General features: G+C 72.3%; 18 protein-coding genes. 13 read left to right on the top strand and 5 right to left on the bottom strand.

Annotated elements, in window-relative coordinates; genetic code table 11:
- The first annotated feature begins 65 nt into the window (after positions 1–65).
- A complete protein-coding gene (locus ACWCQM_RS22170) occupies positions 66–890 on the top strand; it encodes a hypothetical protein (RefSeq protein ID WP_450917032.1) in 825 nt (274 codons plus the stop codon).
- A gap of 108 nt (positions 891–998) precedes the next feature.
- On the opposite strand, the gene disA is transcribed toward ACWCQM_RS22170, so the two are convergent.
- Together disA and radA are read right to left on the bottom strand one after the other, a co-directional pair.
- Positions 999–2,123 carry a DNA integrity scanning diadenylate cyclase DisA gene (disA, locus tag ACWCQM_RS22165; protein ID WP_073750217.1) on the bottom strand — a complete coding sequence of 375 codons (1,125 nt, stop codon included), beginning with the start codon at positions 2,121–2,123 and terminating at the stop codon, positions 999–1,001.
- 80 nt (positions 2,124–2,203) lie between these two features.
- Complete coding sequence (gene radA, locus ACWCQM_RS22160) at positions 2,204–3,616, bottom strand: DNA repair protein RadA (protein ID WP_073750216.1); 1,413 nt, start codon at positions 3,614–3,616, stop codon at positions 2,204–2,206.
- Positions 3,617–3,802: 186 nt separating this feature from the next.
- On the opposite strand from radA, the gene ACWCQM_RS22155 reads away from it, so the two are divergent.
- On the top strand, positions 3,803–5,560 hold the full coding sequence (locus ACWCQM_RS22155; RefSeq protein WP_450916888.1) for a BACON domain-containing protein: 1,758 nt from the start codon (positions 3,803–3,805) through the stop codon (positions 5,558–5,560).
- A gap of 83 nt (positions 5,561–5,643) precedes the next feature.
- Here ACWCQM_RS22155 and ACWCQM_RS22150 read toward each other — a convergent pair whose 3' ends face one another.
- Positions 5,644–6,486, bottom strand: a complete 843-nt coding sequence (locus tag ACWCQM_RS22150; protein WP_450916887.1) for a hypothetical protein — start codon at positions 6,484–6,486, stop codon at positions 5,644–5,646.
- Positions 6,487–6,518: 32 nt separating this feature from the next.
- Here ACWCQM_RS22150 and ACWCQM_RS22145 point away from each other — a divergent pair, with 32 nt between their 5' ends.
- The 4 genes from ACWCQM_RS22145 (at position 6,519) to ilvD (ending at position 10,997) form a co-directional block, all read left to right on the top strand.
- Entirely contained in the window at positions 6,519–7,466 is a 948-nt protein-coding gene (locus tag ACWCQM_RS22145; protein WP_450916886.1) for a Ppx/GppA phosphatase family protein, read from the top strand.
- 95 nt (positions 7,467–7,561) lie between these two features.
- Complete coding sequence (locus ACWCQM_RS22140) at positions 7,562–8,386, top strand: sugar phosphate isomerase/epimerase family protein (RefSeq protein WP_267075035.1); 825 nt, start codon at positions 7,562–7,564, stop codon at positions 8,384–8,386.
- Positions 8,383–9,003 (top strand): TetR/AcrR family transcriptional regulator, encoded by a 621-nt coding sequence (locus ACWCQM_RS22135; protein ID WP_450916885.1) that lies wholly within the window; start codon positions 8,383–8,385, stop codon positions 9,001–9,003. The genes ACWCQM_RS22140 and ACWCQM_RS22135 overlap by 4 nt, the downstream gene beginning before the upstream one ends.
- A gap of 143 nt (positions 9,004–9,146) precedes the next feature.
- Entirely contained in the window at positions 9,147–10,997 is a 1,851-nt protein-coding gene (gene ilvD / locus ACWCQM_RS22130; RefSeq protein ID WP_450916884.1) for a dihydroxy-acid dehydratase, read from the top strand.
- A gap of 43 nt (positions 10,998–11,040) precedes the next feature.
- Here ilvD and ACWCQM_RS22125 read toward each other — a convergent pair whose 3' ends face one another.
- A complete protein-coding gene (locus ACWCQM_RS22125; RefSeq protein WP_450917031.1) occupies positions 11,041–13,197 on the bottom strand; it encodes a serine/threonine-protein kinase in 2,157 nt (718 codons plus the stop codon).
- 123 nt (positions 13,198–13,320) lie between these two features.
- Here ACWCQM_RS22125 and ACWCQM_RS22120 point away from each other — a divergent pair, with 123 nt between their 5' ends.
- From ACWCQM_RS22120 to proC, 6 genes are all read left to right on the top strand, one after another.
- Entirely contained in the window at positions 13,321–13,659 is a 339-nt protein-coding gene (locus ACWCQM_RS22120) for an SH3 domain-containing protein (RefSeq protein ID WP_450916883.1), read from the top strand.
- 34 nt (positions 13,660–13,693) lie between these two features.
- Positions 13,694–14,242, top strand: a complete 549-nt coding sequence (locus ACWCQM_RS22115) for a hypothetical protein (RefSeq protein WP_450916882.1) — start codon at positions 13,694–13,696, stop codon at positions 14,240–14,242.
- 111 nt (positions 14,243–14,353) lie between these two features.
- Positions 14,354–15,112 (top strand): class I SAM-dependent methyltransferase, encoded by a 759-nt coding sequence (locus ACWCQM_RS22110; RefSeq protein WP_450916881.1) that lies wholly within the window; start codon positions 14,354–14,356, stop codon positions 15,110–15,112.
- Between the two features lie 55 nt (positions 15,113–15,167).
- Positions 15,168–15,947: an ABC transporter ATP-binding protein gene (locus ACWCQM_RS22105; RefSeq protein WP_450916880.1), complete on the top strand. Its 780-nt coding sequence runs from the start codon at positions 15,168–15,170 to the stop codon at positions 15,945–15,947.
- Positions 15,944–16,702: an ABC transporter permease gene (locus tag ACWCQM_RS22100; RefSeq protein ID WP_450916879.1), complete on the top strand. Its 759-nt coding sequence runs from the start codon at positions 15,944–15,946 to the stop codon at positions 16,700–16,702. Before ACWCQM_RS22105 ends, ACWCQM_RS22100 begins: the two co-directional genes overlap by 4 nt.
- Positions 16,703–16,773: 71 nt before the next feature.
- A complete protein-coding gene (gene proC, locus ACWCQM_RS22095) occupies positions 16,774–17,583 on the top strand; it encodes a pyrroline-5-carboxylate reductase (protein WP_450916878.1) in 810 nt (269 codons plus the stop codon).
- Positions 17,584–17,587: 4 nt separating this feature from the next.
- Here proC and ACWCQM_RS22090 read toward each other — a convergent pair whose 3' ends face one another.
- Positions 17,588–18,172: a cysteine hydrolase family protein gene (locus ACWCQM_RS22090; protein WP_450916877.1), complete on the bottom strand. Its 585-nt coding sequence runs from the start codon at positions 18,170–18,172 to the stop codon at positions 17,588–17,590.
- Positions 18,173–18,246: 74 nt separating this feature from the next.
- On the opposite strand from ACWCQM_RS22090, the gene ACWCQM_RS22085 reads away from it, so the two are divergent.
- Positions 18,247–19,239, top strand: a complete 993-nt coding sequence (locus ACWCQM_RS22085) for a GlxA family transcriptional regulator (RefSeq protein WP_450916876.1) — start codon at positions 18,247–18,249, stop codon at positions 19,237–19,239.
- The last annotated feature ends 382 nt before the right edge of the window (positions 19,240–19,621 follow it).

Genomic DNA, 19,621 nt, shown 5'->3' with positions numbered 1-19,621 from the left:
ATCAGAGCGGGGGTTGGGGGCCGGAGTTGGCCTGGATCTCTCGTACAGTTCGGTCCGTGGGATCTATGCGCAATCCGGTCGGTCCGCTTCCCTCCAGCATCTACTGGCGTAGGAGAGCAGTAGCGGTGCTGGTGGTCGCGCTGCTCGCGGCGCTGGCCGCATGGGCACTCACCTCGGGCGGCGACGGAGGCGGCGGACAGGACGACGGGAAGCCGGGGGACTCGGAACCCGCGCCGTCCATCACACCCGGACCGTCCAGCTCGGGCCCGGTCGTCGGCCAACCCCCGGGCGGGCGCGACGAGTCGGGGGACACCGGCACCGGTGGAACCGGAGGCACCGGTGGAACCGGCAGCACCTCGGGCTCAGGCGGGACCGAGGGCTCGGACACCGCCGGGTCCGGCGGCTCCGGAGGGGCCGGAGGGGCCGGTACGGGTGCGGACGCGAGCGGCGGCACGAGCGGCGGGCAGCAGGTGCCGGCCGGCTCCTCGCTCCCCAACTGCACCCCGGGCGCACTCCAGTTGACCCTGAAGACGGATCTCAGCTTCGGCCCCGACGACAAGCCGCGCTTCCGGCTGACCGCCAGGAACACCTCGGCCGCCGACTGCAAGGCCGATCTGGGTCCCAGGAGCGCGGTGCTCACGATCACCGAAGCCGGTGAGGACGACGAGCAGCTGTGGTCCTCCGCCGACTGCCCGAAGGCCGGCTCCCTCTTCCTGAGGATCCCGGCGAACTCGGCCGTGGTCCACACCGTGGACTGGGACCGGAAGAAGAGCGCGCCCAAGTGCGCGACGCCCCCGGCGGGTGTCGCGGGGCCGGGGACGTATCTGCTGGAGGCCAAGGTCCCGGGCGAGAGCGTTCAGCGCGCGTCGTTCGTCCTGGCCAAGGACTGACGCCCGCGGCTCCGTGTTCGTCCTGGCCAAGGACTGACGCCCGCGGCTCCGTGCCGGGCCGCCCGCGTGGCGGGCCGGGTGCCGTTCCGGCGCGATCCGGGACAGCCCTCAGACGTACCGTTCGAGGATCGAGGACTCCGCCAGCCGCGAGAGGCCCTCCCGCACGCTCCTGGCCCGCGCCTCGCCGACGCCGTCCACCGCCTGGAGGTCGTCCACGCTGGCGGCGAGCAGCTTCTGCAGGCCGCCGAAGTGCTCCACCAGGCGCTCGATGATCGCCCCGGGCAGCCGGGGCACCTTCGCCAGCAGCCGGAAGCCCCGGGGGGAGACGGCCGAGTCCAGCGTCTCGGGCGAGCCGCTGTACCCCAGAGCCCGCGCCACCACCGGAAGTTCGAGCAGCTCGGTGTGGGTGAGCGTGTCCAGCTCGGAGAGCGCCTCCGCGACCGTACGGGACCGCTTCGCGGTCGGCTCGGGGACGTAGTCGCGCACGACCAGCTCCCGCTCCGGCTCCACGCCCGCGATCAACTCGTCCAGCTGGAGTGCCAGAAGGCGGCCGTCGGTGCCCAGTTCCACCACGTACTCGGCGATCTCGGTGGCGATCCTGCGCACCATCTCCAGGCGCTGCGAGACCGCCGTCACGTCCCGGACGGTCACCAGGTCCTCGATCTCCAGCGCGGAGAGCGTCCCGGCGACCTCGTCCAGCCGGAGCTTGTACCGCTCCAGGGTGGCGAGCGCCTGGTTGGCGCGGGACAGGATCGCGGAGGACTCCTCCAGGACCCGCCGCTCCCCGTCGACGTACAGAGCGATCAACCGCATCGACTGGGAGACCGAGACCACGGGGAAGCCGCAGGCCTTGGAGACCCGGTCCGCCGTGCGGTGACGGGTGCCCGTCTCCTCGGTGGGGATGGAGGCGTCCGGGACCAGCTGGACGCCGGCCCGCAGGATCTTGGTCATGTCCTTGTCGAGGATCATCGCGCCGTCCAGCTTGCACAGTTCGCGCAGGCGGGTCGCGGTGAACTCGACGTCCAGCACGAAGCCGCCGGTACACATCGATTCGACGGTTCTGTCCATGCCGAGAACGATCAGCCCGCCGGTGTTGCCGCGGAGGATGCGCTCCAGTCCGTCGCGGAGGGCCGTGCCGGGCGCGACCGCGCTCAACGAGGCGCGCATCAGCGCCTCGTTACCCGTGCCTTGGCCGGACTTTCCGGGCGTTGCTGCCCGGTCGTTGGCTGCCACTGCACTCCTCCGGTCACAGGTTTGCGGTGCCCTTGCGTCCCTCATACCGTTCGTACGGGCGGGCGAGACCAGGGCAAAGTCTACCGGCGCGCGCCGTCCTCCTGTGGTCCGTCCTGACGAGACCGGCGGGGGAGGACTCTGAGAGCGTCACCCATGTCGGCGACTTCCGTGACCTTCATACCGGCGGGGACCTTCCCCGGGTCCCTCGGGACCAGGGCGTGCTTGAACCCCAGACGGTACGCCTCGGCCAGTCTGCGCTGGACCCCGGTCACCCTTCTGACCTCCCCGGCGAGACCCACCTCACCGATCGCGACCAGGTTCTTCGGGAGCGGGGTGTCGCTGGCCGCGCTGGCCAGGGCCAGGGCGATCGCGAGGTCCGCCGCGGGCTCGGTGAGCTTCACGCCGCCCACCGTCGCGCTGTAGATGTCCCGCTTGCCGAGCGCGCTGATCCTGCCCCGCTGCTCCAGGACGGCCAGCATCATCGAGACCCGGGAGGTCTCCAGGCCTGAGGTGGTGCGCCGGGGTGAAGGGATCTGCGAATCGACCGTCAGCGCCTGGACCTCGGCGACGAGGGGGCGCTTGCCCTCCAGGGTGACCGTCAGGCAGGTGCCCGGCACGGGCTCGTCACGCCGGGTGAGGAAGAGGCCCGAGGGGTCGGCGAGGCCGGTGATGCCCTCGTCGTGCAGCTCGAAGCAGCCGACCTCGTCCGTCGCGCCGTACCTGTTCTTGACGCCGCGCACGAGCCGGAGGCGGGCGTGCCGGTCGCCCTCGAAGGAGAGCACCACGTCGACGAGGTGCTCCAGGAGGCGCGGCCCCGCGATCGCCCCGTCCTTGGTGACGTGGCCGACGAGGAGCGTGGCCATGCCGCGCTCCTTCGACGCCCTGATGAGCGCGCCCGCGACCTCGCGGACCTGCGCCATGCCGCCGGGCGCGCCGTCGATCTCCGGGGAGGCGACCGTCTGCACGGAGTCCAGGACGAGAAGGGACGGCTTCACCGCGTCCAGATGTCCCAGGACCGCGGAGAGGTCCGTCTCCGCGGCCAGATACAGATGGTCGTTGATCGCCCTGATCCGGTCGGCCCGCAGGCGCACCTGGCTCGCGGACTCCTCGGCGGTGACGTAGAGAGTGCGGTGGTCGTCGCTCGCCGCCTTGGCGGCCACGTCCAGCAGCAGCGTCGACTTGCCGACGCCCGGCTCGCCGGCGAGCAGCACGACGGCACCCGGCACCAGCCCGCCGCCGAGCACGCGGTCCAGCTCCCCGACCCCGGTCGAGCGCGCGGTGGCCTGCCGGCTGTCGACCTGGCCGATCGGCAGGGCGGCGGTGGAGACCCGGCCCGCGGCGGTCGTGCGCACCGCGGGGGCGCCGCCGAACTCCTCGACCGTCCCCCAGGCCTGGCACTCCGGGCAGCGGCCGAGCCATTTGGCCGTCGTCCAGCCGCATTCGGTGCAGCGGTAGGACGGCCGGTCCTTCGCGGTTTTCGTACGGGCAGCCATGGCGTCACCGTATAGGTGGGGTCTGACAGCACCGGCCGTGGGCAGGGGAAGCGAACATGTGCCCGATGCGGTAGTTCCGGAGGAATACGGGATTCCTGTCCTCTTTCGAGGGAGACCGTCACCCGTAAGGATTAAATGTAGGAAAGTGCTGTCAGGGCCGGGCCACCTTCTGCCTACGGTCGCCCCGTGACGAGCAGCAGGCTGGAGACCCCCACACACCCCACCGGCGCACACCGGACGCACCGCCGCGCGGCCCGCCCGTCGGCGCAGCGAACGCCCGCACGTTACGAGCCGTACCTCGACGGCCTGTTCACCTACTGCCTCTCCGTGCTCTGCGACCACGAGGCCGCCACCGAGGCGCTCGGCTCGGTCCTCGCGATCGCGGAACGGCAGGACGGCCGGTGCCCGGCAGCCGAGGAGGAACGTAAATCCTGGCTGTACGCCCTGGCCAGGTGGACGTGCCTCCGGGCGCTCACCGAGCAGCGGCGCGGCCGTCAGGCGCACCGCAGGCAGGCCGCCCCCGCGCCCGGGAGCCGCGCCACCCCGGACACCGCCGCCGTTCCCGGCGGCCCCACCGAGTCACCGGCGGCCGAAGCGCGCCGGCGCGAACTCGCGCAGTTGGCCTGGCCCGAGGCCGCGGGCACCACCCCCGAGCAGCGCGAGGCGCTGGAGCTCGCCGTGCGCCACAAACTCACCCCGCGCGCCGTAGCCGCCGTCCTCGGCCTCGACCCCGCCGGCGCACGGGAGCTGCTGGCCGGTGCGGCCTGCGAGGTGGAGCGCACGCGCGCCGCCCTCGCCGTGGTGGAGAAGGGCGACTGCCCGACCGTCGCCCGGCTCACCGGCACCCACCAGGTCCTGCTCTCCGCCACGCTGCGCAGGGAGCTCGTCCGGCACGTCGACGACTGCCCGCGCTGCCGACGCGCCGCCGAGCGGGCCGGTGCGACCGGGCCGTGGCCGGGAGCGGCCGTCACTCCGGCCGCCGCGCTGCCGGTCGTCGAGGCACCCCTGCCCTCCGTGCGCGTCGCGCTGACCCACGCCAGGCGGTCCCGGTCCGGCGCGCCCCGCTTCGGCCGGACCGGCTTCCCGCTGGACCCCAAGGACCATGCCGCGCGCCGGGACAGGGTCCGCGCCAGGGTCGTGACGACGACGGTCGTGGCGACCGTCGTCGCCGCCCCGGTGATCGCCCTGTGGGCCGCCTACCGGGGCGCGCCGCTGACCGGCGAGGGCCGCGACACCTCGGTCAGCGCGGCGGACAGCGACGGGGAGTCCTCGCTCGACGACGACTCGTACGACCACTACGCGAACGCGGGCAACGCCCGCCCCGACGCGAACGGCCGCTTCACCGAGGACCCCCGGACGCCCGACGTCTCGGCCGAGGTCATCAGCGTGGGAGCGGACGGGCCGGGCACGGGCACCCTCGCGGTCTCGGCCCGCTCCTCCGGCAGCCGTACGGCGGTCACGCTCACCGCGACCGGCACCGAGGCCGTCGCCTGGTCCGCCCGCGCGGACGCCCCGTGGCTGCGCCTGAGCCGCACATCGGGCACGGTCGCCCCCGGGCGCAGCGTCACCTTCTACGTCTACGTGAACAGCGCGGCAGAACCGCGCGGCGCCTGGAGCGCCCGTGTGGTGCTCTCCCCCTCGGGGTCCGCGGTCGCGATCACGGGTCGCGGCGCAGCGACCACGCGCCCCGGGAGCCCGGGCCCGGCCCCGGACCCGTCGTCGGAGTCCCCGAGCCCCGCGCCGTCCACCCCGCCGCCGTCCACCGGTCCGACCCCGGACCCGCCGCCCTCGCCCGAGCCGACGCCCACGCCCACACCGACGGAGCAGCCGTCGGAGCAGCCGACGGACCCACCCGCACCCTCACCGCCCGACGGAACGGGCGAGCCCGCTCCCTCCTCCGGCCCGACGAGCGGGCCGGGCTCCCCGTCCGGGCCGGCCGGATGACCGCAACGGCGGCCCGGGAGCCCGGCGGAACGTTCGTCCGCCGCGCCCCGGGCCGCCATTCGCGAAGCGGCGGCGGGCCCGTCTCAGGCAGGGTCCGCCGGATGCGGTGCCATCGGCAGCAGCGAGGCCAGCCGCTGCTCGCACAGCTCGGCCAGCCGGGCGTAGGCCTCCTCGCCCATCATCTCGGTGAGCTCGGGACGGTAGGACACATAGACCGGCTCCCCGGCCCCGTGCGCCGAGGTCGCCGAGGTGCACCACCAGTGCAGGTCGTGCCCGCCCGGTCCCCAGCCCCGCCGGTCGTACTCCCCGATCGAGATCTGGAGCACCCGGGTGTCGTCGGGCCGGTCGATCCAGTCGTACGTGCGGCGGACCGGCAGCTGCCAGCAGACGTCGGGCTTGGTCTCCAGCGGCTCCTTGCCCTCCCGCAGGGCCAGGATGTGCAGGGAACAGCCCGCGCCGCCCTCGAACCCGGGACGGTTCTGGAAGATGCAGGAGCCCTCCCAGCGCCGCGTCTGGCGTTCGCCGTCCTCGTCGACGCCGACCCAGCCCGAATTCGTACCGACGTCGTGGAACTGCCAGATCTCCGGTGTGAGCCGCGCCACGTGCCCGGCCACCCGCTTCTCGTCGTCCTTGTCGGAGAAGTGCGCGCCCAGCGTGCAGCACCCGTCGTCCGCGCGGCCCGCCTGGATGCCCTGGCAGCCGCTGCCGAAGATGCAGGACCACCGGGACGTCAGCCAGGTCAGATCGCAGCGGTAGACCTGCTCGTCGTCGGAGGGGTCGGGGAACTCGACCCAGGCCCGCGCGAAGTCGAGCCCCTTCTCGTCGGGCCCGTCCGGCCCCGTTGCTTCCGGCTGCTGCATCTCCCGCTTCGCATTCCGCTGCTTCTTCGTGGCTTTGTCCGGCTTCGCCTTTTTCGTCTTTGGCACGCGCCCAGAGTAAGCCGCAGTAGCGTGCCCGTATGAGACTCGGAGTCCTCGACGTGGGGTCGAACACGGTGCACCTGCTGGTGGTGGACGCCCACCCCGGCGCCCGTCCGCTGCCCGCACACTCGCACAAGGCGGAACTGCGGCTCGCCGAACTCCTCGACAGGGACGGCGCCATCGGCCCCGAGGGCGTGGACCGCCTCGTGGCGACGGTCACCGACGCCCTTCAGGCGGCCGAGGACAAGGGCTGCGAGGACGTGCTGGCGTTCGCCACCTCGGCCGTGCGCGAGGCGAGCAACGCGGACGAGGTGCTGACCCGGGTGCGGGAGGAGACCGGCGTGGCCCTCGCCGTCCTCAGCGGCGAGGAGGAGGCCCGGCTGACCTTCCTGGCGGCCCGCCGCTGGTTCGGCTGGTCCGCGGGGAAGCTGCTGGTCCTGGACATCGGCGGCGGCTCGCTGGAGGTCGGGTACGGCATGGACGAGGAGCCCGACGCCGCCGTCTCGCTGCCGTTCGGCGCCGGACGCCTCACGGCCGGCTGGCTCCCGGGCGACCCGCCGGACCCGGCCGACGTACGGGCGCTGCGCCGCCATGTCCGCGCCGGTATCGCGCGTACGGTCGGCGAGTTCACCAGGCTGGGCCCGCCCGACCACGTTGTCGGCACCTCCAAGACGTTCCGGCAGCTCGCCAGGATCTCGGGCGCCGCCCGCTCGGCCGAGGGCCTGTACGTCCAGCGCGTCCTCACCCGCAAGTCCCTGGAGGAGTGGGTGCCGAAGCTGGCGGCGATGACCGTGGAGCAGCGCGGCGGCCTCCCCGGAGTCACCGAGGGGCGGGCCGCGCAGCTGCTGGCAGGGGCGCTGGTGGCGGAGGGAGCGATGGACCTGTTCGAGGTCGAGGAGCTGGAGATCTGCCCCTGGGCCCTGCGCGAGGGCGTCATCCTGCGCCGCCTCGACCACCTGCCGGCGCAGCAGGCCGCACTCGCCTGACCGGCGGAGGCGGCCCCGCCGGTCAGGCCATGGTCCTTCTCACTTTCCGCCACCGTCCCTCGGTGAGGCGCACCGCTGGCCCGTACCCTGTCCACGTGGCAGAACCAGTGGTGCGCATCCCGGATGCGAAGGTCGCCCTGTCGACGGCCTCGGTCTATCCGGAGTCGACGGCGACGGCCTTCGAGATCGCCGCGCGCCTGGGCTACGACGGTGTCGAGGTCATGGTCTGGACCGACCCCGTCAGCCAGGACATCGAGGCCCTCCAGCGGCTCTCGGACTACCACCAGGTGCCGATCCTCGCCGTGCACGCGCCCTGTCTGCTGATCACCCAGCGGGTGTGGTCCACCGACCCGTGGGTGAAGCTCCAGCGGGCCAGGGCCGCGGCGGAGAAGCTCGGGGCGTCGACGGTGGTCGTCCATCCCCCGTTCCGCTGGCAGCGCAACTACGCCCGGGACTTCGTCACCGGCATCTGGCGCATGGCCGACGAGACCGATGTGCGCTTCGCCGTCGAGAACATGTACCCGTGGCGCTACAAGGACCGCGAGATGCTCGCGTACGCCCCCGCCTGGGACGTCAGCAACGACGACTACCGGCACTTCACCGTGGACCTCTCGCACACCTCGACCGCGCGGACCGACAGCCTGGCCATGGTGGACCGGATGGGGGACCGGCTCGCCCATGTCCACCTCGCCGACGGCAAGGGGTCCGGCAAGGACGAGCACCTGGTGCCCGGCCGGGGCGACCAGCCGTGCGCGGAGCTGCTGGAGCGGCTGGCCCGCAGCTCCTTCGACGGCCATGTGGTCATCGAGGTCAACACCCGCCGCGCCATGTCGTCGGCCGAACGCGAGGCCGACCTCGCGGAAGCGCTCGCCTTCACCCGGCTCCATCTGGCCTCGTCGGCGCGGGCGCCCCGCCAGTGACTCCGGGCAGTGACGACCCCGCCCCCCGGCGCCGGGGCCGCCCCTCCCGCGGTGAGCGTGCCGCGGGCCCCGACACCAGGACCCGCATCCTCGAAGCGGCCCGCACGGAGTTCGCCGAGCGGGGCTACGACAGGACGTCGGTCCGGGGCATCGCCAAGGCCGCCGAGGTCGACGCCGCCCTGGTCCACCACTACTTCGGCACGAAGGACGAGGTCTTCGCCGCCGCCGTCGAGCTCTCCTTCGAGCCGGCGCTCGTCATCCCCTCGATCCTGGAGGGCCCCCGGCAGGACCTGGGGGAGCGGCTGGCCCGCTTCTTCTTCGGCGTATGGGAGAACCCGGTGACCCGGGCGCCCGTGCTGGCGGTCCTCCGCTCCGCGCTGACCCACGAGGCGGCGGCGAAGGTGCTGCGCGGCTTCGTGCTGCGGCGGCTGCTGGAGCGGATCGCGGCGGACCTGGACGTCCCCGATCCGACCCTCCGCGCCGAACTGGCGGCCTCGCACATGATCGGCATCGCGGTCCTGCGGTACGTGGTCGGGGCGGAGCCGCTCGCATCGGCGGACCCGGAGAAGATCATCGAGATGGTCGCTCCCACGCTCCAGCGCTATCTGACGGAATAGTCCCCGTCCGCCGAGCGTCACCACGGATCGGCGTACCGCCCACCCAGCGGTCGCCTCGTCCCGTTATCCGGACAGAGTGTCCAAATCGTGGAGTCGAGGCGTACGCTCGTAAGCAGTCTTTTCTGTCGAAGGAGCGAGAGACGATGCCCCAGCTGAGGTCCCGCACAGTCACACACGGCCGCAACATGGCGGGCGCGCGCGCCCTTATGCGTGCGTCCGGGGTAGCGAGCGAGGACATCGGCAAGCCGATCATCGCGGTGGCCAACTCCTTCACGGAGTTCGTGCCGGGCCACACCCACCTCGCCCCCGTCGGCCGGATCGTCTCCGAGGCGATCAAGGCGGCGGGCGCGGTGCCCCGCGAGTTCAACACCATCGCGGTGGACGACGGCATCGCCATGGGCCACGGCGGCATGCTCTACAGCCTGCCCTCCCGCGACCTCATCGCGGACAGCGTCGAGTACATGGTTGAGGCCCACTGCGCCGACGCCCTGATCTGCATCTCCAACTGCGACAAGATCACCCCCGGCATGCTGATGGCCGCGCTGCGCCTCAACATCCCCGTGGTGTTCGTCTCCGGCGGGCCGATGGAGGCCGGCAAGACCACACTCGTCGACGGCACGGTCCGCACCCTCGATCTCGTCGACGCGATCTCGGACGCGGTCAACGACAAGATCTCCGACGCGGACATCCTCCGTATCGAGGAGAACGCCTGCCCCACCTGCGGCAGCTGTTCGGGCATGTTCACCGCCAACTCGATGAACTGTCTCGCCGAGGCGATCGGCCTGGCCCTTCCCGGAAACGGCTCGGTCCTCGCTACCCACACCGCCCGCAAGGCGCTGTACGAGAACGCCGGCCGCACGATCGTCGAGATCACCAAGCGTTATTACGAGGAGGACGACCACTCCGTCCTGCCCCGCAGCATCGCCGGCCGCGAGGCATTCGAGAACGCCATGGCCCTCGACATCGCGATGGGCGGTTCCACCAACACGATCCTCCACCTGCTGGCCGCCGCCCAGGAGGCAGGGCTCGACTTCGGCCTTCCGGAGATGGACGAGATCTCCCGGCGTGTCCCCTGCCTCGCGAAGGTCGCCCCCAACGTGGCGCCCGGCGGCACGTACTACATGGAGGACGTCCACCGGGCCGGCGGCATCCCCGCCCTCCTCGGTGAGCTTCACCGCGGCGGTCTGCTCAACGAAGGCGTGCACGCGGTGCACTCCGGCAGCCTCGACGAGTGGCTGAAGAACTGGGACGTCCGCGGCGGCTCCCCGTCCCCCGAGGCCGTCGAGCTCTGGTACGCCGCCCCGGGCTGCGTCCGCAGCGCGACCGCCTTCTCGCAGTCCGAGCGCTGGGACACCCTCGACACGGACGCGGCCGGAGGCTGCATCCGCGACATGGAGCACGCCTACTCCAAGGACGGCGGCCTGGCGGTCCTCAAGGGGAACCTCGCCGTGGACGGCTGTGTCGTGAAGACGGCGGGCGTCGACGAGTCGATCTGGACCTTCGAGGGACCGGCCGTCGTCTGCGAGTCGCAGGAGGACGCCGTCGACAAGATCCTCCGCAAGGAGATCACGCACGGCGATGTCATCGTCATCCGCTACGAGGGCCCCAAGGGCGGCCCCGGCATGCAGGAGATGCTCTACCCGACGTCGTTCCTCAAGGGCCGCGGCCTCGGAAAGACCTGCGCCCTGGTCACCGACGGCCGCTTCTCCGGCGGCACATCGGGCCTCTCCATCGGCCACGCCTCGCCCGAGGCCGCGTCCGGAGGCACCATCGCGCTCGTCGAGGACGGCGACCGGATCAGGATCGACATCCCGAACCGCTCCATCGAGCTCCTCGTCGACGACGCCGAGCTCGACACCCGCCGCGAGGCGCTGAACGGCGTGTACGCGCCGAAGAACCGCGACCGCAAGGTCTCCCAGGCGCTGCGCGCGTACGCCGCGATGGCGACCAGCGCGGACAAGGGCGCGGTCCGCGACGTCTCCAAGCTCGGCTGACCCACTCCGATCGGAGCGGTCCCGTCCGGCCCCGTCCCTGGTCTCACCAGTGGGCGGGGTCGTCCGCGTCCACGGCGAAGACGGACCCGTCCGGGGCGGTGCCGACGACACCCCGGCCGAGCACCACCGGGGCGGGCAGCGACGAGGCGGCGCCGAGCTTCCCTGCCCTCAGCCTGGGCCGCGTCTGGCCGAGCAGCGTCCCGTGCTCCGTATCGACGGCGAGCAGCCGCCCGTCCGCCGCCGAGAAGTACAGCCGGCCGCCCGCTCCCAGCACCGGCGCCGAGGTCGTGCTGACGGCCGTCTCCAGCCGCCACCGCTCGGCCGGGGCCGTGCCCGGACGGACGTCGACGGCCAGCAGCGTCCCGCCGCGCTCCAGCAGCAGGGCGGTGTCACCGTCCATCACGAGCTCCGGGCCGTTCATCCGGAAGGGCAGCGGCACCCGGGCCGTCTCGCGCCGCGCCGGGTCGTATCGGACGAGCCCTGTCGTCTGGGCCTTCTCGTTCATGACCGTCAGCAGGAGTACGCCGTCCGACGCCCCGGCCGGGGTGAGCATGCCGTCCAGCCTGCGCTGCCAGACCGTGTCGCCGGTCCCCGCCTCGATCGCCGTGACGAGGGTGGTGGTGCCCCGCGCGGAGTTCTCGAAGACGTACGCGGTGCCGGTCCCGTCCTCGTACAGCGCATAGGCCGGTGCCCGGTGCCCGGGGACGGCGTGTTGCCAGCGCGACGCGCCGGTGCGCGCGTCGAGCGCCTGGAGCGTGCCGTCCTGGCGGGTCATCAGCAGGACGTCCCCCGCCGGGAAGGGGTCGTCGAGGTACGCGGAGAGGTCCGTGTGCCAGAGCTCGGTGCCCGTACCGGGGGCGTACGCCCGGAGCACTCCGCCCGACGCGACGGCGTACGCCTCCTCGGAGACCGTGCTTCCGGGCCTCGTGCCCCCGGACACCGGGCCGGAGCCCTTCGACGACGTGTCCCTGTGCGACCAGATCACCCGGCCGTCCGACGGATCGAGCCGGGCGGTGCCGTACCCCGCGGCGACGCAGTGGAGCGCGGAGCCGGCCGGGGCGCACGCCGGTGTGGAGCTCCCCTCGGCCCCCAGCGGTGTCCGCCAGGGCGTGAACGCCGCAGAACGCCCGGCCTCCCCGCCGGGCCCTTCCTCCGGCGCCCCGGAGCCGCTCCACGCGCCGGCCGCCCAGATCCCTCCCGCCACCAGCGCGGACACCGCGGCGACGGCCGCGATCCGCAGCCCGGTGCGCCTGCCCTTGCCCGTCCCGCCCGGCAGCCCGTCCCCGGCCCGCACGTGCGTGGTCTCCTCGGGGGCGTCCGCCGACTCCACGGGGAGCGGCTTGCGCTGCATGGGTATGAAGGCGGCGGCCTCGTAGGACGGCGGATGCAGCTCCCTCATGATCTCGTCGGGAGTGGGGCGCTCGGCGGGGTCCTTCGCCAGGCAGCGCCCGACGAGCGGAGCGAGGTCCGTGGGCACTCCGGCGAGATCGGCCTCGTCGTGCACCACCTGGTAGGCGACGATGTAGGGGCTGTCCGAGTCGAAGGGCCCACGGCCCGTCGCCGCGTGGACCAGCACCGCTCCGAGGGCGAACACGTCCGCGGCGGGCCCGACCTCGCGTGGCCGCTGGAACTGCTCGGGCGCCATGTAGGGCGGCGAACCGATCAGCTTGCCCGTCTCCGTGCGCAGATCGCTGTCGTACGGCCGGGAGATCCCGAAGTCGATGACCTTGGGCCCGGAGTCGGGCAGCAGCACATTGCTCGGCTTGAGATCACGGTGGATGACTCCGGCCCGGTGGATGTCGCGCAGGGCCTCGGCGAGTCCCGCGGTGAGCCTGCGCAGCTCGGCCGGGCTCATCGGCCCGTTCCGCTTGACCTGCTCGGAGAGCGTCGGGCCGGGCACGTACAGCGTGGCCATCCAGGGCAGCGCGGCCGTCGGATCGGCGTCCACGACCGGTGCGGTGAACGCCCCGCTGACCCGCCGGGCCGCCTCGACCTCCTGCCGGAACCGCGCCCTGAACTCCGGGTCCGCCGCGTGCTGGCGGTGCACGACCTTCACCGCGAGCTGCAGGCCGGAGGGGGAGCGCGCCAGGTGCACGACACCCATGCCACCCGCTCCGAGACATGCCTGGAGACGGTACTGCCCGGCGTACTCAGGATGCTCCGCTTCCGGATGTGATCCGGCCCCTCGCAGCGGCGGCATCGCCCACCCCCGTGTGTTCGTGCGCATGCGCGACGCACGGAGCCTAGTCGATGGTGCGTGCGATGAGAGTGGGGCTTGTTAGCCTGCGCGTCACACGCATCGCTTTCAACGGGGGAGGCCCTCATGGGTGTTGAGGAGAACACGGCCGGCACGGCGACGACGGACACCGGGGCGGCCGCCGCGGCCGGGGAGGTGACGGCGCTCGCCGCGAGCACCGTCGTCTACCCGATCGCGCCCGGCTACCGCGTCAACGTCCGCCGGGGACCGGGCACGCAGTACGGGATCGTCCGGACCCTGCCGTACGGGATGAGCGTCCCGGTCTACTGCCAGAGCCGGGGGGAGTGGGTCTCCGGCCCGTACGGCACGTCGAACCTCTGGGACAACATCGCCAACGGCCAGTTCGTCTCCGACGCCTACGTCAAGACGGGCAGTGACGGCTTCATCGCTCCGCGCTGCGACTGACGACGCCGGCGCTCGCCCTGGGACAATCGATCCCGTGAGCGAGAACAGCGAAGCATCCGGCACACCTTCCAGCGGCACGGCACCCGGTGGCACCGCACCGGGGCCGCAGCCCGAACCCCTCCGTTTCTTCGGTACGACCTGGGTCGGCCACGACGGCGGATACGGGCTGCGGCGCGTCGCGGTCACCGTGGGTTCACTCGTGGCCGCCGTCGTCTCCTGCTTCGTCCTGCGCTTCGCCTACCAGGGGCTGGAGATCGCCGAGGTCGGCAGCTTCGTCGGCATGCTCGTGGTGCTGATGTTCGCGGTCTGCAGCGCCATCGCCTTCCGTAAGACCTGGGAGGGCTTCACCCGCCGCCCCGCCGACCCGGCAGCCGACGACAGGCTGCGCGGCCTGAAGTCGATCGGCTTCATCGGCTCGCTCCTCGCCTACTTCCTGCGTTCCTTCACAGAGGCACCCGGCGAGAAGCTCCGGCGCACGGAGTACGAGACGGCGCTCGCCCAGTACGAGAAGCGCCGCTCGTCCCGCACCGGGAACCCGGCCGCCCGCAAGAGCGCCAAGGGCAAGCGCCCCGGGCGCCGGTAACACCCCCGGGCTCCGGTGACGCCCCGGACGCCGGTAACACCCGGGGCCCCGCTCCGGCGGAACTGCCGCGTTCCCCGCCCGCACGGGCCGATCCGGATGCAGCATGAACGCATGTCTGTCACCACACCCCGCGCCCTGTCGTTCGACAGTGCCGCGGCCCAGTACGCCGCGTACCGTCCCGGCTACCCGCCCGCGCTCCTGGACGCCGTCGAGGAGCTGTCCGGCCGCCCCCTGCACGGTGCCCGTGTCGCGGACGTCGGCGCGGGGACGGGCATCGCCACCCGGCTGCTGCACGAGCGCGGAGCCCTCGTCACCGCCGTCGAGCCCGGCCCCGGCATGGCGGCGGAGCTGCACAGCTCGCTGCCCTCCCTCCCCGTGGTCCGGGGCGACGGCAACCGCCTTCCCCTGGCCACCGCCTCGGCCGACCTGATCACCTACGCCCAGTCCTGGCACTGGACCGACCCGGACCGCGCTCTCCCCGAGGCGCTCCGCGTCCTGCGCCCCGGCGGAGCGCTGGCGCTCTGGTGGAACGTCTCCGACGAGTCCGTCCCCTGGATCGCCGACCAGGACGCCCGGCTGCGCCGCCATCTCGGCGCGGGTGAGAGCGTCCACGGCACCGGTTCGCGGAACCTCGCCACCCTGCGGGGCGGCGACTTCGTCCGCCGGCCGGTGCCCTGGTCCCGGACCGTCCCGCTCGGCACGCACCTGGCCAACCTCGCCACCCACTCCGCCTTCCTCGTGCGCGGGGGCGCCGACGGCGAGCCCACCCGCCGGTTCCTGGACGAGGAGCGTCGCCACCTGGCCGCCGTGTTCCCGGACGGCATGGTCGAGGAGCGCTACGTGGTCGAACTCGCCGTGCTGGTCCGCTGACGCACCGGCCCCGCGCTCCTTGACGAGGTCGCTCGACGGCATCCATATTCATCGCATGATGAATTTCTCGCGCACCACGGACGCGAGCGCCGTCGAGGCCCGCGCCCTCACCGTCGTACGAGGAGACCGCACGGTCCTGCGCGACCTCGGCTTCACCGTCGAGCCGGGCAGGATCACCGGCCTCCTCGGCCCGTCCGGCTGCGGGAAGTCCACACTCATGCGCGCCGTCGTCGGCAGCCAGGCCAAGGTCACGGGCACACTGAACGTCCTCGGCCGCCCCGCCGGACACCCCGCCCTGCGGCCCCGCGTCGGTTACGTCACCCAGGCACCCTCGGTCTACACCGACCTGACCGTCCGGCAGAACCTGGAGTACTTCGCATCCGTGCTCCTGCCGGGCCGCGGGCACCGCGCCGCACGCCAGGAATCCGTCGCCCGCGCCATCGGCGACGTCGACCTCACCAGCCACGCCGACGCCCTCGCCGGGAACCTCTCCGGCGGACAGCGCAGCCGTGTCTCGCTCGCCGTCGCCCTGCTCGGCACCCCCGAGCTCCTGGTCCTCGACGAGCCGACCGTCGGACTCGACCCCGTACTCCGCCGCGACCTGTGGAACCTCTTCCACACACTCGCCGCCGACCGGGGCACCACCCTCCTCGTCTCCTCGCACGTCATGGACGAGGCCGAACGCTGCCACCGGCTGCTGCTCATGCGCGAGGGCGAGATCCTCGCCGACGACACCCCCGACGCCCTCCGCACCCGGACGGGCTCCGCCACCGTCGAAGAGGCCTTCCTCCACCTCGTGGACCAGGCCGCGGCCACCCGCCAGGAGACCCGATGAGCACCGACGCCCCCGCACTCAGCCCGGCACGCACCCTCGCCACCGCCGCCCGCGTCCTGCGCCAGCTCCGCCACGACCCCCGCACCATCGCGCTGCTGCTGGTCCTCCCGCTCCTGCTGATCACGCTGCTGCGCTACGTCTTCGACGCGGGCCCGGGGACCTTCGACTCCATCGGCGCCTCGCTGCTCGGCATCTTCCCGCTGATCACGATGTTCCTGGTGACCTCGATCGCCACCCTCCGCGAACGCACATCGGGCACCCTCGAACGCCTGCTCGCCATGCCTCTGGGCAAGGGCGACCTGATCGCCGGATACGCCCTGGCCTTCGGCGCCATCGCCGTCGCCCAGTCCCTCCTGGCCACCGCCGTCTCCGTCCGGGCCCTGGGCCTGGACGTCGTCGGCTCGCCCTGGCTGCTGCTCCTGGTCGCACTCCTCGACGCGATCCTCGGTACGGCGCTCGGCCTCTTCGTCTCGGCCTTCGCCACCTCCGAGTTCCAGGCGGTCCAGTTCATGCCGGCCGTGATCTTCCCGCAGCTGCTCCTGTGCGGCCTGTTCACCCCGCGCGACCAGATGCACCCCGTCCTGGAGACCGTCTCCGACTTCCTGCCGATGTCGTACGCCGTCGACGGGATGAACCAGGTCCTCACCCACACCGACATCACCGCCGACTTCTACCGCGACATCGTGATCGTCGCGGGCTGCGCCCTGCTCGTCCTCTGCCTGGGAGCAGCCACCCTCCGACGCCGCACCACCTGAGGGCGCGGTGCGAGGATGGCGGCCACGACACGTACCGAGTACCGCGTACCGCCACCCGGAGGATGAACCGCATGACCCAGACAGTCGCAGTCCTCGGCACCGGAAAGATCGGCGAGGCCCTGCTCAGCGGCATGATCCGGGCCGGCTGGCGAGCCCCCGACCTGCTGGTCACCACCCGGCGGCCCGAGCGCGCCGAGGAACTCCGCGCCCGCTACGGCGTCCAGACGGTCACCAACGCCGAGGCCGCCAAGAACGCCGACATCCTCATCCTCGCGGTCAAGCCCCAGGACATGGGCACGCTCCTCGACGAGCTCGCCCCGCACATCGCCGCGGACCGCCTCGTCATCAGCGCCGCCGCCGGCATCACGACCGGCTTCATCGAGGACAGGCTCGCCGAGGGCATCCCGGTCGTCCGCGTCATGCCGAACACCCCCGTCCTGGTGGACGAGGGCATGTCCGTCATCTCGGCCGGCGGCCACGCCACCCCCGAGCACCTCGACCACGCCGAGGCGATCTTCGGGGGCGTCGGCAAGACCGCCCGCGTCCCCGAGTCCCAGCAGGACGCGGCCACCGCCCTGTCCGGCTCGGGACCGGCGTACTTCTACTTCCTCGTCGAGGCCATGACCGACGCGGGCATCCTGCTCGGCCTGCCCCGCGCCCAGGCGCACGACCTGATCGTCCAGGCCGCCATCGGCGCCGCGGTCATGCTCCGGGACAGCGGCGAGCACCCGGTCAAGCTCCGCGAGGCCGTCACCAGCCCGGCCGGCACCACCATCAGCGCCATCCGGGAACTGGAGAACCACGGCGTACGCGCGGCCCTCATCGCCGCGCTCGAAGCGGCCCGCGACCGCAGCCGCGAGCTCGCCACCGGCAACGGCTGACCGGCTACTTCGCCGCGGCCACCAGCTCCTCGCTGCGCACCACGCTCGCGAAGCCACCGCCGTGCAGGGTCACGGCGGTGGCCCGGGCCACCTCGTCGGCGCTCAGCCTCCAGCCCCAGGGCCCCACCGCGTCGAAGGTGTACGTCGCGTCGAACGCGAAGAGGACCTCGTAACCGAGATTGCCGCCCATGCGCGCCGTCGTCTCCGCGCACATGTTGGTCTGGATCCCCGCCACCACGATCTGCCGCACCCCGGCCTCCCGCAGCCAGGCGTCCAGATCGGGTGTGCCGTAAAAGGCGGAGTTCACCGACTTCGTCAGGAACAGCTCGGGCCCCGTGCCCTTTCCGCGCCGCTCCTCGACGTACTCCTTGAAGGCGTTCCCCGGATATCCCGTCCGCAGCGGCGAATCCGGCTTGGGTGAGTCGTGCCGTACGAACACGACGGGCCGGCCGCTCGCCTGCCAGACATCGATCAGCTCCGCGATGTTCCGGTCGGCCTCCGGGTTGTTACGCGGTCCCCAGTGCGCCTCCTCCTCGAATCCCTGCTGCACGTCGACGACCACCAGCGCTGCGTTCTCCCTGATCTCCATGCCCTTCACCCTCCTCGCGACGCGGGCCCTTTCCCAGGGGTATGAAAGCCATCGATCGATGTTTTACTGCCACCATGACCGCGTCACCCGGCAGCCCCGCCCGCATCGCCCTGGTCGCGTTCCCGGGGGTCCGCGCCTTCGACGTCTCCGTCATCACGGAGGTCTGGGGGGTCGACCGCACCGACCGGGGCGTCCCCGCCTTCGACCTGCGCCGCGCGGCCGTCGGCCCGGAGGCCGTGCCGCTCAGCGGAGGCCTGTCCCTGGCGCCCGACCGCACCCTGGCCTGGCTCGACCGCGCGGACCTCGTCGTGGTCCCGGGGCTGGACGACCATGTGCCACCCGCGCCCGCCCCGGTGCTCGACGCCCTGCGCCGCGCCCACGGGAGGGGCACGCCCATCGCCGCGCTCTGCGGCGGTGCCTTCACCCTCGCCCAGGCCGGACTGCTGGACGGCCGAAGGGCCGTCACCCACTGGAACCTCACCGAGCTGCTCACGGAGCGGCATCCCCAGGTGACCGTGGTGCGGGACGCCCTCTTCGTGCATGAGGACAACATCTGGACCTCGGCAGGCACCGCGGCGGGCATCGACCTCTGCCTCCACCTCGTACGCACAGCCCACGGAGCGGAGGCGGCGGCGACGATCGCGCGTTCGATGGTGACGGCACCGTTCCGTACAGGTACCCAGGCGCAGTTCATCGAGCACCCCACGCCCCGGGCCGACCGGGACGCGGACGCGCTCGCCGAGATCCGGGCCCATGCGCTGACCCATCTGGCGGAGCCCCACACGGTGGCCAGTCTCGCCGCCCGCGCCGGCATGTCACCCCGTACCTTCGCCCGGCACTTCCAGGCGACCACGGGTACGACGCCGATGCGCTGGCTGATCGCCCAGCGCATCGCCGCAGCCCAGAAGCTTCTGGAGAGGACCGACCTGGCCCTCCCCGAGGTGGCCCGCCGCGCGGGGTTCGGCAGCGAGGTCACCATGCGCCAGCACTTCGCGACGCACCTGGCCACCAGCCCGCGCGGCTACAGGCTGGCCTTCCATGACGGAGGCGGGAGAGACGGGAGTTGACACGGCCCCCCTCAATCCGTAGTGTGCTCCGAGTTGTCCGACGTGAGCGCCGACCCCGGTCGGTCCCCGGACAGCCATTCCGCAGTAACCACTCGAAACGAGCGACATCTGTCGTGACGTTTTTGCGTGTGCACGTGCGAAATGAGGAATGAGCGTTCGAAGGCGACCCGATTAGCGTCGGGGCTGGGGATTCCGCTAAAGTCTCACTCGTCGGAACGGCCCAACGGCCGTGAAGACAAACCCCGCTGACTGGGAATCAGGCCCGAAAGGATCTGATAGAGTCGGACTCGCCGGAAAGGGAAACGCGAAAGCGAAGAACTGGAAAGCGAAACGAGCAGTAACCCGCTTCGACCGGGAATCGGACACGAAAGAGTCTGATAGA

It is taken from the genome of Streptomyces sp. NPDC002125 (genome assembly GCF_053593715.1).
The sequence above is the reverse complement of the archived record's forward strand: the minus strand, read 5'-3'. Positions and strand labels throughout refer to the sequence as shown.

What these genes read in the sequence shown, in the direction of transcription:
- ACWCQM_RS22170 (WP_450917032.1), top strand. Translation starts at nt 66, where the DNA reads ATGCGCAATCCGGTCGGTCCGCTTCCCTCCAGCATCTACTGGCGTAGG.
- radA (WP_073750216.1), bottom strand. Translation starts at nt 3,616, where the DNA reads ATGGCTGCCCGTACGAAAACCGCGAAGGACCGGCCGTCCTACCGCTGC.
- ACWCQM_RS22145 (WP_450916886.1), top strand. Translation starts at nt 6,519, where the DNA reads ATGAGACTCGGAGTCCTCGACGTGGGGTCGAACACGGTGCACCTGCTG.
- ilvD (WP_450916884.1), top strand. Translation starts at nt 9,147, where the DNA reads ATGCCCCAGCTGAGGTCCCGCACAGTCACACACGGCCGCAACATGGCG.
- ACWCQM_RS22125 (WP_450917031.1), bottom strand. Translation starts at nt 13,197, where the DNA reads ATGCCGCCGCTGCGAGGGGCCGGATCACATCCGGAAGCGGAGCATCCT.
- ACWCQM_RS22120 (WP_450916883.1), top strand. Translation starts at nt 13,321, where the DNA reads ATGGGTGTTGAGGAGAACACGGCCGGCACGGCGACGACGGACACCGGG.
- ACWCQM_RS22110 (WP_450916881.1), top strand. Translation starts at nt 14,354, where the DNA reads ATGTCTGTCACCACACCCCGCGCCCTGTCGTTCGACAGTGCCGCGGCC.
- ACWCQM_RS22105 (WP_450916880.1), top strand. Translation starts at nt 15,168, where the DNA reads ATGATGAATTTCTCGCGCACCACGGACGCGAGCGCCGTCGAGGCCCGC.
- ACWCQM_RS22100 (WP_450916879.1), top strand. Translation starts at nt 15,944, where the DNA reads ATGAGCACCGACGCCCCCGCACTCAGCCCGGCACGCACCCTCGCCACC.
- proC (WP_450916878.1), top strand. Translation starts at nt 16,774, where the DNA reads ATGACCCAGACAGTCGCAGTCCTCGGCACCGGAAAGATCGGCGAGGCC.
- ACWCQM_RS22090 (WP_450916877.1), bottom strand. Translation starts at nt 18,172, where the DNA reads ATGGAGATCAGGGAGAACGCAGCGCTGGTGGTCGTCGACGTGCAGCAG.
- ACWCQM_RS22085 (WP_450916876.1), top strand. Translation starts at nt 18,247, where the DNA reads ATGACCGCGTCACCCGGCAGCCCCGCCCGCATCGCCCTGGTCGCGTTC.